We start from the raw sequence: 12,655 nt of genomic DNA on the forward strand, positions 1-12,655 counted from the left end.
ACAACAGCCCTTTGCATCGTCGAAGAGGGCTTCAGCAAGACTCGAGATTTCCAGTACATAACCAGAAGGGCGGGCCCATAACCGCCCAGAGGATGATCCATGTCCAACCGTGATATATCCCGGCGCTCGTTCCTTCAGGGCGGGCTGGTAGCGGGTGTGAGCGTGACGCTCACACCATTGAGCAGCCAGGCGCTGGCCGCCTTGATGGAGAACAGCGTGACCGTGCCGTCCGAGCAGTGGCTTGGCAACAATGGCAAGGCGCGCGCCCGTAACGATGCCTTGTCCAAGGTCTGCGGCAGCAAGGTCTTTGCCCGCGATATCCGCGCCAAGGACATGCCGGGCTGGCCAGAGCAACAAGGCCACGCCATGCTGCTGAAAACCATCAAGGCCGACCACATCTTTGCAGGCATCGACCTGTCGTGGCTCGATGCCGGGTTGCAGCCGGACCGCATCGTCACTGCCGAAGACCTGGTCAAGGACGGTATCGTGTTCCCTGAGGAGCACGCTCCGGATCCACTGCTGCCGGCCGGCAAGGTGCCGATGTTCATCGGTCACCCGGTGGCGATCCTGATCTGGAATGACTTCGAGCGCTTCCGTCAGGCCAAGAACCAACTCAAATTCAATGACAAGGCAATCCGCTACGGCGAGAAAGCGCCGTTCTACGAAGGCGATCCCTACGGCAGCTTCCGCTACGTGCGCGTCGGCGGTGCGACCTCGGCCGACGAAGATGAGTTCGCCAGCCTCAAGGATTCGATCCTGTTCCCGATGCTGAAAAACCGTCGTCCGGTGTGGAACTCCCAGCCGAACCTGCACGGCAACCTGACCGAGCGCGGGTTGTTCTACGCCGACCGCATGAAGCAGCAGATCGATACGCCGCCGGATAACTGGCTGGTGTTCGACGAGCGCTACAAGACGCCGTCGATCGAGCCGGCCGCCCTGGAGCCGGACAACGGCAACGGCTGGTACGACCCGGCCACCAAGACCCTGCATTTCGTCGTCGCCACCCAGTGTCCGCTGGAAGCCGCGACCGAAACCGCGAAGATGATCGCGCCGTCGCGTTTCGGCCTGGCCAACCTGAACATGCACCCGGGTTACACCGTTGGCTACGGCTCCAAAGACCACAACATTTTCGTCTACTACGCTGCGTTGGCGGCGTTGTACGGCGCCGGTGTGCCGGTGCGCCTGGCCAACGACCGCTATGAGCAGTTCCAGAGCGGCATCAAGCGTCACCCGTTCGACATTCGCTACCAATTGGCAGTGGACAAGAACGACCACAGCTTCAAGATCTTCCGCGCTGAAATGAGCGTCGACGGTGGCGGGCGAATCAACTACAGCCCGTCGGTGGCTGCGGTGGGTGCCACGGCCGCGCAATCGATCTACTACATGCCGCAGAACGACCTGCAGGTCACCGCTTACCATTCCCGCGCGGTAGAAGCCGGGTCGATGCGTGGCTATGGCACCCTGCAGAGCATGGCGTCGACCGAAATGATGGTCGACGAAATCGCCGATCGCCTCGGTGTCGATGCCATTGAGCTGCGTCGTAAAAACGCACTGCGCTCGGGCATGAAAAACACCCAGGGCGCGATCCCGGCCGGTGCCTTGCGCCTGCACGAGATTCTCGACAAGGCGGCCGTCCACGACACCTGGAAAAAACGCGACGCGATCAAAAAGCAGCGCGAAGCCGCCGATCCGGACAACTGGTACGGCGTGGGTTTCGCCATCTGCCAGAAAGACTTCGGCACCGGTTCCGAAGCGCCGATGGCCAGCATTGAATTCACCGCCGAAGGCCGCATCAGCCTGCGCCACATCGGTATCGAAATCGGCACCGGCATGTCCACCTCGCAGGCCATGGTCGTGGCCGATTTCCTCGGTATCCCGGCGCACGAAGTGAAGACCGGCGAAACCGAATGGAAAGAGTTGCAGCTGATCAGTGGCGGCAACCCGTACATCATGAGCCAGGCCGAGCAGGACAACTTCCTGCGCAATCCACGCTGGGTCGGCAAGGTGGCTTCGGCTTCGTCGGCCACCAACTCGGCGTACTACTTCAGCCACGCCACCCGTGAAGCGGCGCGTGTGCTGTTCAATCACGGTTTGTGGCCGGCGGCCATGGAAATCTGGCGCCAAGGCCCTTACGGCGGTCAGGCCAACCCTTACGTGGTGCGCCGCGAAGACGCCCATTGGGTCGACGGCAAGCTCACCGCCAACGGCATGGAGCCACTGCCGTTCGCCATGCTGGCCAAGCGTGTTCACGAACGTGGCCTGGTGAGCGGTGCCACCGTGCACGGTTTCAACCGCTGGAGTTGGGCTGAGGCCGAGTACAGCATCGACGGCGTGCGTGAGCGCTTGCCGCTCGACGGCCTGGCCGTGAAGTACGGCGACGGTGCCCCGAATGCGAAGAAGGCGCAGATGAACAGCGCCGGTTTCCATCTGCTGGACCGGCAGAACATCGCCTACCCGGCAACCCAGCTGAACAACGCGGCGGTGACGTACTACAGCCCGGTCGCGACGCTGGTGGAAGTCAAGGTCAACAAGGGTTCGAACGAAGTGTCGGTGCTCAATCATCACTCGTGGGTCGAGTGCGGTCGGGTGCTGGTGGAAGAACTGGTCAAGGGCCAGCTCGAAGGCGGCATCGCCATGGGCATCGGTCATGCGTTGATGGAAGAGATGCCGCTGTACGAAGGCGGGCCGGGGGAGGGTGACTGGAACTTCAACCGTTACCGCCTGCCGATGGCGCGTCACGTTGCCGTGTGGAAACAGACAGCGGACATCCTGCCGCCACTGTCGCCAAGTGACCCGTCCAAGGGCATCGCCGAAGTGGTGATGATCCCGGTGGTTGGCGCCATTGGTAACGCCGTGGCCCATGCCATCGGTAAACGTGTCCGCGACCTGCCTATCACTTCTGCACGCATCAAGGAGGCCCTCAATGGCTAACCGTCCGCTTCAACTGACCCTCAACGGTCAATCCGTCGGCCCGGTGGACATCCCTGATGACCTGCCGATGATCGACTACCTGCACGAGTACAAGAACCTTACCGGTTCGCGCCTGGGCTGCGGCCAGGGCATCTGCCACGCCTGCGTGGTGATCGTCGACAACCCGGACGGCACCAGCGAGGAAGTACGCACCTGCATCACTGGCGCGCACTACTTCGAAGGCAAGAAAGTACGGACCATCGAAGGCCATGCGACCCGCGACGAGCAGGGCAAGGTCACCGAGCTGAACCCGATCCAGCAGCGCTTCGTCGACGAATTCGCCTTCCAGTGCAGCTACTGCGCACCGGGTTTCGTCAATGCCGCGACCGTGCTGGTGGAAAAGCTGCAGCGTCAGCCGATCGTCAAAAGCCAGCTGGAAAAAGTCATCGAGGACAGCCTCGGTCATCACATCTGCCGTTGCACCGGGTACGTGCGCTACTACAGCGCCACCCGCAACGTGCTGACCGATCTCGGCCTGGTCAAGGAGGGTTAAGCATGAAGCTTCTACTTAGCCGCCTGGCGTTGGCGGTTGGTCTGGCTGCGCCTGTGGTGGCGGTTCACGCGGATGATGCGCAGGTCAAGCAAGGCGAATACCTCGCCCGCGCTGCCGACTGCATGGCCTGCCACACCGCGCCGGGTGGCGCGCCCTATGCGGGCGGTCTGCCGATCGTGTCGCCGTTCGGCACGATCTACGGCACCAACATTACCCCGAGCAAAGAGCACGGCATCGGCCTGTACAGCGATGACGAGTTCTTCGCCGCGCTGACCGAAGGCAAGCGCCGTGATGGCGCGAACCTGTATCCGGCGATGCCCTACACCTCGTATCACCTGATGCCGCGAGCAGATTCCGACGCGATTCATGCCTACCTGAAAACCGTCGAGCCAATCGAGCGTGCGGCGCCGGTCACCAGCCTGAGCTTCCCGTTCAACGTGCGCCTGGGCCTGATGGGCTGGAACATGATGTACGGCAAGGACGTGAAGCTGGAGCCTGCCGAGGGTAAGAGCGAAGCCTGGAAGCGCGGCCAGTACATGGTCGACGTGCTGGGTCACTGTGGCGAGTGCCACACACCACGCGGCTTGCCCGGTGCGATGCAGCAGGACAAACGCATGACCGGTGGCATTCTCAATGGTTATCTGGCGCCGAGCCTGCTGGCCACTGACCTGGCGGCCCGTGGCTGGAATCATCAGGACCTGAGCTCGTTCCTCAAGCACGGGATGAGCGCCCAAGGCACGATGTTCAACGAGATGTTCCCGGTGTTCCACAACAGCACCCAGGGTCTCAGCGATCCGGATCTGGCGGCGATGGCGACTTTCCTGCTCGGCGATCAGCCACCCGCGGCGAAAGTGCTCACTGAAGTGCCGTTGGACAAACTGAGCCCAAGTGCCCAGCGCGGCCGTCAGGAATATTTGAATGTCTGCGCCGGTTGCCACGCGCCAGGTGGCGAAGGCAAGCCGCACATCGCCGTGGCCATGCGCGGCAACACCACGCTGCGTCTGGAAGATCCACGCAACCTGGTACGGGTCATCGACGACGGGATCGGTGAGCAGAAGTTCTCCGGGTTCGAGCACATGCAGCCGATGCCAGGGTTCGCCAAGAAGTTGAGCGACGAGCAACTCACGGATCTGCTGAACTACCTGCGTCAGGGCTGGGGCGGTCAGCCGAATGATCTGGCTGTGAATGACGTGCAAAAGTTGCGGGCCGATGCGCCGCCGCTCGAGCACAAGGCCCACTGATATGCAGCATTTGGATCTGCAAGTGGTGCGCCGGGCGCTGGAGTGGTCGGCGGCCGGTCAGCGCATCTGGCTGTGTACGGTGCTGGCCACTTACGGCTCGGCGCCGCGCGCACCGGGTTCGCTGCTGGCGGTGAACGCTGGAGGGCAATGGATTGGTTCGCTGTCCGGTGGCTGTGTCGAGGAAGACTTTCTCGAGCGAGTCGCCGAGGGCGCGTTTCTGGAACCGGTCAGCGTTGTTCGTTACGGCGAAGGTGACGATCCGCGCTCGCGCGTCAGCCTGCCATGCGGCGGGGTGCTCGATGTGCTGGTCGAGAGGCTGGATGCCGAATGTGACGTACAAGCGCATCTTCGGGAGCTGGAGTCGGCACTGTTGGGCCGGCGTCGGTTGATCCGTGAAGTCGATCTGCAGAGCGGTGCGCGCAGTCTGTTCGATGATCGTGAGCAGGGTGTGCGTATCGAGCGTGAAATCGACCGGGTGCGTGTGCGCGTTGGCGCGGCCCAGCGCTTGCTGCTGGCCGGGTACTCCAGTGTCGCTCAGGCCTGTGCGGAGTTTGCAGTGGGCCTGGGCTTCGAGGTGATTCTGTGTGACCCGCGGGACGAAGTGCTGGAAGGCGTCGTGCTGGAAAACGTAGAGATTCGTCGTCAGCTGCCGTCGGTGTTCATCGCCGATGGTGGTTGTCACAGCGATACCGCGGTGGTGGCGTTGACCCACGATCCACGTATCGATGACTTGGCGATGATGGAGGCGGTGCGCACCGAGGCGTTCTATATCGGCGTGATGGGCTCCATGCAGACCTCGCAAAAGCGCTTCGAGCGCTTGCGGCGCATCGGTGGTCTGGGGGATGTCGAGTTGGGGCGGATTCACGCGCCGATCGGGCTGAACCTGGGCAGCAAGACGCCAGCGGAAATCGCTCTGGCGGTATTGGCCGATATCCTGCGGATTCGAAGCGGTATCGCTCGGGACCGGTTGTAAAACACCGCTGAACAAAAAAGGGCCACCCTGTGCGTGACCCACTGTAGGAGCGAGCTTGCTCGCGATGGTCGTTAACGATGCCGCGAGTTTACTGACTAAGCGCAGCGCTCTTGAGTCCATCGCGAGCAAGCTCGCTCCTACAGTGGGTCACATGCATGGTGGCCCTTTTTGCATCTGTCGGTCACATGCCGAACTTGTCGCGCAATCCGTAGTACCAGGCACCCAGCGCCGCGAACGGCGTACGCAACATTTGTCCTCCGGGAAACGGGTAGTGGGGCAGGTCGGCAAAAGCGTCAAAACGCTCGGCCTGGCCGCGTAGGGCTTCGGCCAGCACTTTGCCCGCCAGGTGCGTGTAGGTCACGCCATGGCCGCTGCAGCCCTGGGAGTAGTAGATGTTGTCGCCCAGCCGCCCGACCTGGGGCAGGCGCGACAGGGTCAGCAGGAAGTTGCCGGTCCAGGCGAAATCGATCTTCACGTCCTTGAGCTGCGGGAATGCCTTGAGCATCTTCGGTCGAATGATCGCTTCGATGTTCGCCGGATCCCGCGCACCGTACACCACGCCACCACCGAAGATCAGGCGCTTGTCTCCGCTGAGGCGGTAGTAGTCGAGCAGGTAATTGCAGTCTTCGACGCAGTAATCCTGAGGCAGCAGGGTCTTGGCCAGTTCTTCGCCCAGTGGCTCGGTGGTAATCACTTGAGTGCCGCAAGGCATCGACTTGGCGGCCAGCTCCGGCACCAGATTGCCCAGATAAGCGTTGCCGGCGACGATGATGAATTTGGCCCTGACCTTGCCTTGCGGCGTGTGCACGACCGGATTGGCACCGCGCTCGATACGTACGGCCGGCGACTGTTCATAGATCGTCCCGCCCAGGGATTCGACCGCCGCGGCTTCACCCAGCGCCAGGTTGAGCGGATGAATGTGGCCGCCACTCATGTCGAGCATGCCGCCGACATATTGATCGCACGCAACGACTTCGCGGATGCGGCGTTGATCCATCAACTCGAGCTGGGTATGACCGAATCGCTCCCACAGGCGCTTCTGCGACTCCAGATGACCCATCTGCTTGGCGGTCATGGCGGCGAACACGCCACCGTCCTTCAGATCGCACTGGATGTTGTACTTGGCGACCCGCTCACGAATGATCCGGCCACCTTCAAAGGCCATCTGTCCCAGCAACTGGGCTTGTTTGGGGCCAACGGTGCGCTCGATGACATCGATGTCGCGGCTATAGCTGTTAACGATCTGCCCGCCATTACGCCCGGACGCCCCGAAACCCACCCTGGCGGCTTCGAGCACCGTGACCTTGAAGCCGTTCTCCAGCAAGAACAGGGCAGAGGACAGCCCCGTATAACCGGCGCCAATCACACAGACATCGGTCTCGACGTCATCCTGCAACGCCGGGCGCGGCGGAACCGCATTGGCCGATGCGGCGTAGTAGGACTCGGGGTAGGGAGTATTAGCCATCCGGCAGCCTCTGTTTAATATATTTTACGAGTGCGTTGATCCTACCCGAGTTGAAAATGGCTCGCCAGCCACCCGGAAAATCTTATTTGCACCGGCAAAATTAAATATTTTGCATATTCATAGGGTTAGCGCGAAAAAAGGTGTTGACACCCCTCCGGAATTCCGTAGAATGCCGCCTCACAGCAGGCACGTAGCTCAGTTGGTTAGAGCACCACCTTGACATGGTGGGGGTCGTTGGTTCGAGTCCAATCGCGCCTACCAAACAAAATCCGCTCTGCTGGGCGGTCTAGAAGGGCCCACCGAAAGGTGGGCCCTTTTTTGTTGTCTTCGATTTCTTCAGAACATTCACAATTTATAGGCTTCGTTCACACTGGGCAATTTGAACGCTGTGAAATCACGTTTGCTGTAAAAGAGAAACTGATAAACCGAATCTTCATCGGCAAACAGTTCACCGTAGAAAGGCGGACTGGATTGATGGCGGGCGCCCTGAAAAATTCTTACGTCACCGACCCGCAAGTCATTGACTACGGATCGACTGAGAATAGCTACAAGGCCGTAGCGACCATGCGAACAGATCAGGGAGCGGGAGTCGGCTCCAGCATCTATGCACTGACGATAAATGAGTATGACGAGGGCGACAGAAAGCCCTTCATCTTCCTGCAAAACGACGAAGCGTTTCTCGGTTGGTGCGAACATTTCTGAACTGTGGCTGATCGCAATGCATGCCGATCCCTTCTGTTTTGCTATGGGTTTCGCCGTCGATTGGATCCGTTGTGCCGCGTAGAAAGCACCTACACTGGACGCGTTATCTCTGCCTATTTCGGAGTTCGAACCCGATAAAGGAGCCATGCGTGTCCAGAGAATGGGGAAAGCTATCGCTGGTATTGGGATGGGCGGCCGTTGTTGAGGGCGACCCAGCAATTCGCAAATTGGTAGTCGGTATCTTAAACGAGATCGGTGTCCCTTCCGTGGACTTCGATTCTGCCGATGACGCTTTGATCTACCTACGGAGCATGCCGGACGGTTGCCCACTGGTGATCGTGGATCAAGATTTGCGAGGTCAACTCCAAGGTGCGGAATTCATAAAGATGGTGAAGGCGAAATGGCCCGCTACCGCTACGATTCTCACCTCCGGTTGCTTGCTGGATGCCTCAGTAGTGCCCTACTCAACTACGTATCTGACTAAGCCCTGGTCTAGTGATGATCTGGTGATGGCAGTAGTAAACCTACTTCAGCCTGATCGCCCCCTCAAAAAACACTAAACTACGAAACGCCCGCTGAATGATTAGGCCAATCTGTTGTGTCGACCGGTTGAAGCCACAGCCGATTGCAACTCTTGGCTATAGGAGGCTGGCGCCCCATTTCGGGCGTTGAAAATTGTTAAAGTGAACCTCCAAGGAGGGAGTGGAGCTCAAGAATTATGGAGTATTTCGTGTGGCCAGAAGGTTGACCGATTTACGTATCAGCGATGCTGAACGCTTCCTATCCTCCATGTTTAATCCACTTGACAGAGTCCATACTCTCGGTGATATCGTTTTGATATTATCTCGGCATAGGGGCCGCATGAAGAGTAACAGCCGAAAAATTGCTGCTGATCCATTCTGAGCAATGAGGTCAGGGTAGTCAGGTGTAGTGGAATGGCGTCAAAAAGCCCCTACGGCACCAACGTACGGGGCATTTTATTTTCCAAAACCAATGTGGAAGTCGGGTCGACTTACGCCCCAACTTGCCATCAGCCATCTTTTAAACTAAGCAAGAGTTTGACATGAGCATGTATGAGGATGGGTTGCGCCTCGAGTTACTGCTTGGAGTTTAGCCTGTGGCAGAAGTCGCTTTTTTAGCAGTAAAGACAGGAGAGTCTAAGTGGCAACAGTTAATGGAAAGACGGTAATCGGGTCCACCATCTATGGAACCACCGGCTACGATATAATTTATGGCCGCAACATCGCCGAAGTGATTTATGGCGAAAATGGTGACGATACCATTTATGGCGATGATGGTAACGATACGATCTATGGTGGCAGTGGGGCGGACGACCTGTATGGCGGCAACGGCAACGATACCCTGGACGCTGGCACTAGCAGTAATAACGTCCTTACAGGCGGCGCAGGGGCAGATACTTTCGTCATAAATCGTGGAGCCAATTATATAGAGCAAACCATCACGGATTTTGACGTATCCGCAGATCGGCTGGATCTTCGTCAGGCTGGCATCTCCGACATCGAGACGCTTAATCGCCTGTTTGAAGTCGATTACTATGACAAACTTTTATTAACAATCAATACTAACGGTTATTATTCGACGACCACGCTGAACAATCTTTGGGCCACCGGGGTCGAGGAGTTGGACGCGTCCAATGTGCTTCTCAATACGACCGTCAAAGACGATATTCTGACCGCAACCTCAAAGAGCGACCTGTTCGGCGGGTTGGGTAATGACAGGCTTACAGGTTCCTCATCCAGCGACCGCCTTTTTGGCGAAAGCGGCAATGACACTCTCTTCGGCATGAATGGGAATGACCTTTTGGTCGGTGGTGCCGGCAACGATACCCTGAACGGTGGTGCCGATGGAGATGTGCTCGAAGGCGGTAGTGGCAACGATATCCTGAACGGTGGCACCGGGAGCGATGAGCTCATCGGCGGAGCTGGTAGCGACGTATTCATCGCCCAGCGGGGGAGCAATTACTACGACTCGACCCGAGTCATCGATTTCAGTCTCGCGGAGCAGGACAAGCTCGATGTCCGCACGTTCGGGATCAGTGATATCGATAGCCTCAAGCGCTTGGTTGAGACGGTGGACAACAAAGGTGGCGATGTCATCACAAATTGGAGCGGCGGCTACTCGGCTGAGCTGGCGCTCACGGGAGTATCGGTCGCCAACCTGACAACGACCAACCTGCTCCTCAATACGAGCACGGCCAACTCTAATCAGTTCGCCACCGGCAGAAGCGACTTGTTCGGTGGCCTTGGCAACAACCGTCTAGTTGGCTCCTCGTCCAGCGACCGCCTGTTCGGTGAAGGCGGCGCTGACACCCTGGAGGGGGGCAATGGTTACGACCTACTGGTGGGTGGCAGCGGTGACGATAGTTTGTTCGGTGGCAATGGTAACGACACGCTAGAGGGCGGCATTGGCGACGACAAGCTCGATGGTGGCGACAACTATGACATCCTCAAGGGGGGCGTCGGTAACGATACTCTGAATGGCGGACTGGGAGACGACGTATTATCGGGCGGCACCGGTAATGACTTGCTGATCAGCAGTCTTGGCGACGACTTTCTGGATGGTGGTGAGGGCATCGATACCCTGTCCTACGCAGAAGAGGGATTGGCGCTCAACGTCAATCTCAACCTCACGGGCGAGCAGCGTGTCCTGGCATCCCGTTACGAGGATGATCGAATTCTCAATATCGAAAACGTTATTGGTGGTTACGCGAACGATCGCCTGGTGGGCAATGCCTATAACAACAGCCTCGATGGAGGCAGCGGTGACGATACACTCAGTGGTGGACTTGGTAATGACACCCTGCGTGGTGCGGCTGGCAATGACACCATAAATGGGGGTGGCGGCGTGGACACGGCTACCTACGAGGGGGCAGCTTCTGCGGTCAAAGTCGACCTGAACATTACAACTGCCTCCCAGAATACACTCGGTGCAGGTGTCGATCGCCTCCTCTACATCGAAAATCTCACCGGATCCAGCTACGCCGATACTCTGAAAGGCGATGCGGCAGCCAACGTGTTAATGGGCGGATTAGGCAAGGACACCCTCATCGGCGGCGCTGGCAGCGATATTTTCGACTTCAACGCCCTCAACGAGACGGGGCTGACCAGCACTACCTGGGATGTCATCAGCGACTTCGTGCGCGGTAGCGACAAGATTGACCTGTCGACGCTGGATGCCAACACTGCCACGAGCGGCAATGACGCCTTTAACGCGGTCATCGGTAGCACGGCCGCCTTTACTGCTGCCGGGCAATTGAAGGTTGCGAATGGCGTGCTCTACGGCAACACGGATGCGGACAACACCGCCGAGTTCGCTATTCAGATCACCGGCGTCACGAGCCTCTCGACTTCGGACTTCATACTTTGAGCGTGGGGGGCAAATAGCCCCTCATCGAACCAAGGTTCTAAACGACCCTGACAATTTCATCAAGGTTCTGAAGGTTGCGCTTCTGTTCTCGATGAGTTCCCGTTGAGTCGCTACGTAGTTCTCGCCGGAAACTATGGGGTGAGGCCCGCGGTGAAAGCCTGAATGGCCAGATCTCAGTAGTCTGGCGTCTCGCACTAATGCGACGCCACCATGCCAAAGGCGCCGACTTGGATGAGGGGCGCCACTGAGGCCTTGAAGCTGGGCCATCACGTATCCTTCAAGGATGTGCCATGAATTTTATTTAGCTGCTCATCCTCTTTACATAGTGGTCAGAAAGTAACTCAATAGTAGTTGGAGAGTATTATTCTTGATAGTAGTGGTGTTCGTCGCATTTTATTATTTAAATCAAAAATTTCGGAAAAAAACCAAGAAGGATTAGGTGCTGGTGTACATAAATAGCGGAGGTGATTTTTGTCATCATTAATTAATGAGCCAATAGAGGCTCATTTTTTTTGTTCTCAATACTGCCACTTTTCAGGCGCCAAATATTTGTGTTTGATGGGATGGATCAAAAAGCGATTGGTCTTAGCAGAATTAGTTCATACGCTCTATTACAATCTCAGCCATAAATAATATTGTGTGCAGCTAGGTAAGGCGGTGAAGAGAACTACAGGCCCACAAAAGACTGATAACAACAAAAAAACAATCGCATACTCCCTGTTAAGTCGGTGATACATCATGATCAAGATCATGGCCTACTTTGTAATAGGAGCAGTCATTGCAGGATGCAACGGAATTGTAAAACCCGACTTGTCGGGGCCTGGTAACAATTCTTACTTTGTAGTCTACTCAGGCTTTCCGTTTCCGTATTTATATATGGCCTCGGCCGTGCAATGGAACGAGGACTACGCCGTCACCACTCGCCACACTCCGTTCATCCCTGATGTGAAATACAGCTGCAGCACAGGCTGCGACCTCGTCTTTATCCAGCACAAGGCCAACGGCCACTACCCGTCATGGCGCGCACCGCGTGTGGGCGAGAACATAACTGCCGTGGGGGCGAGTCCGTACCTGACGACTGTCACCGGGAAAGGCAAGGTTTATCCAGCGCCTTTCATCAATACCGATGAAAGCAGCGGCGATCTCTATGCCATCCATGATGCCCCGACGGTCAAGGGAATGTCGGGGGGGCCAGTCATTGCCAGTGACGGAAGTGTTGTCGGCATCAATATGGGTTTCTACTCCACCACACTGCACGATGTGAGCTATCACCCGGGCGTAAAGGGCGCTGAGAGAATCAGTATCTTTGTCCCTTACTCAATCATTCAGCGTGAGTGGAGTCTGTTGCAGGCAAAGCTTAACGATCCGCGTGGCACGAGGTATACCGCGATGTAGGGTGGTTTCATTGGCTTGAAAGGCGCTTA

At 57.7% G+C, this 12,655-nt stretch carries 9 protein-coding genes and 1 tRNA gene; 8 read left to right on the forward strand and 2 right to left on the reverse strand.

From position 1 onward, the window contains the following. The first annotated feature begins 99 nt into the window (after positions 1–99). From B0D71_RS12930 to B0D71_RS12945, 4 genes are read left to right on the forward strand one after another with little or no spacing between them, the layout of a single operon-like run. A complete protein-coding gene (locus B0D71_RS12930) occupies positions 100–2,931 on the forward strand; it encodes a xanthine dehydrogenase family protein molybdopterin-binding subunit (protein WP_103395096.1) in 2,832 nt (943 codons plus the stop codon). Then, positions 2,924–3,463, forward strand: a complete 540-nt coding sequence (locus B0D71_RS12935) for a (2Fe-2S)-binding protein (RefSeq protein WP_007982256.1) — start codon at positions 2,924–2,926, stop codon at positions 3,461–3,463. The genes B0D71_RS12930 and B0D71_RS12935 overlap by 8 nt, the downstream gene beginning before the upstream one ends. Positions 3,464–3,465: 2 nt before the next feature. Next, positions 3,466–4,704 (forward strand): cytochrome c, encoded by a 1,239-nt coding sequence (locus B0D71_RS12940; RefSeq protein WP_103395097.1) that lies wholly within the window; start codon positions 3,466–3,468, stop codon positions 4,702–4,704. Between the two features lies 1 nt (position 4,705). Next, a complete protein-coding gene (locus tag B0D71_RS12945) occupies positions 4,706–5,677 on the forward strand; it encodes an XdhC family protein (RefSeq protein WP_103395098.1) in 972 nt (323 codons plus the stop codon). A 181-nt stretch (positions 5,678–5,858) separates the two neighbouring features. Here the strand turns inward: B0D71_RS12945 and B0D71_RS12950 are convergent, their stop codons facing one another. Further along, on the reverse strand, positions 5,859–7,142 hold the full coding sequence (locus B0D71_RS12950) for an NAD(P)/FAD-dependent oxidoreductase (RefSeq protein ID WP_103395099.1): 1,284 nt from the start codon (positions 7,140–7,142) through the stop codon (positions 5,859–5,861). Between the two features lie 184 nt (positions 7,143–7,326). On the opposite strand from B0D71_RS12950, the gene B0D71_RS12955 reads away from it, so the two are divergent. Further along, positions 7,327–7,403: transfer RNA gene (locus B0D71_RS12955), tRNA-Val, on the forward strand. A gap of 84 nt (positions 7,404–7,487) precedes the next feature. On the opposite strand, the gene B0D71_RS31225 is transcribed toward B0D71_RS12955, so the two are convergent. Then, a complete protein-coding gene (locus B0D71_RS31225; protein ID WP_133160932.1) occupies positions 7,488–7,991 on the reverse strand; it encodes a hypothetical protein in 504 nt (167 codons plus the stop codon). Between the two features lie 2 nt (positions 7,992–7,993). Between B0D71_RS31225 and B0D71_RS12965 the strand changes: the two genes are divergently transcribed. The 3 genes from B0D71_RS12965 to B0D71_RS12985 all read left to right on the forward strand — a co-directional run bounded on the left by B0D71_RS12965 (position 7,994) and on the right by B0D71_RS12985 (position 12,626). Continuing rightward, entirely contained in the window at positions 7,994–8,404 is a 411-nt protein-coding gene (locus B0D71_RS12965) for a DNA-binding transcriptional response regulator (RefSeq protein WP_103395101.1), read from the forward strand. A gap of 601 nt (positions 8,405–9,005) precedes the next feature. Next, positions 9,006–11,231 (forward strand): calcium-binding protein, encoded by a 2,226-nt coding sequence (locus B0D71_RS32095; protein ID WP_108724262.1) that lies wholly within the window; start codon positions 9,006–9,008, stop codon positions 11,229–11,231. Between the two features lie 738 nt (positions 11,232–11,969). Beyond that, positions 11,970–12,626 carry a serine protease gene (locus tag B0D71_RS12985; protein ID WP_240635692.1) on the forward strand — a complete coding sequence of 219 codons (657 nt, stop codon included), beginning with the start codon at positions 11,970–11,972 and terminating at the stop codon, positions 12,624–12,626. Positions 12,627–12,655 lie beyond the last annotated feature (29 nt).

Origin of the sequence: Pseudomonas laurylsulfativorans, from assembly GCF_002906155.1 — a bacterium.
GTDB classification, from domain to species: domain Bacteria; phylum Pseudomonadota; class Gammaproteobacteria; order Pseudomonadales; family Pseudomonadaceae; genus Aquipseudomonas; species Aquipseudomonas laurylsulfativorans.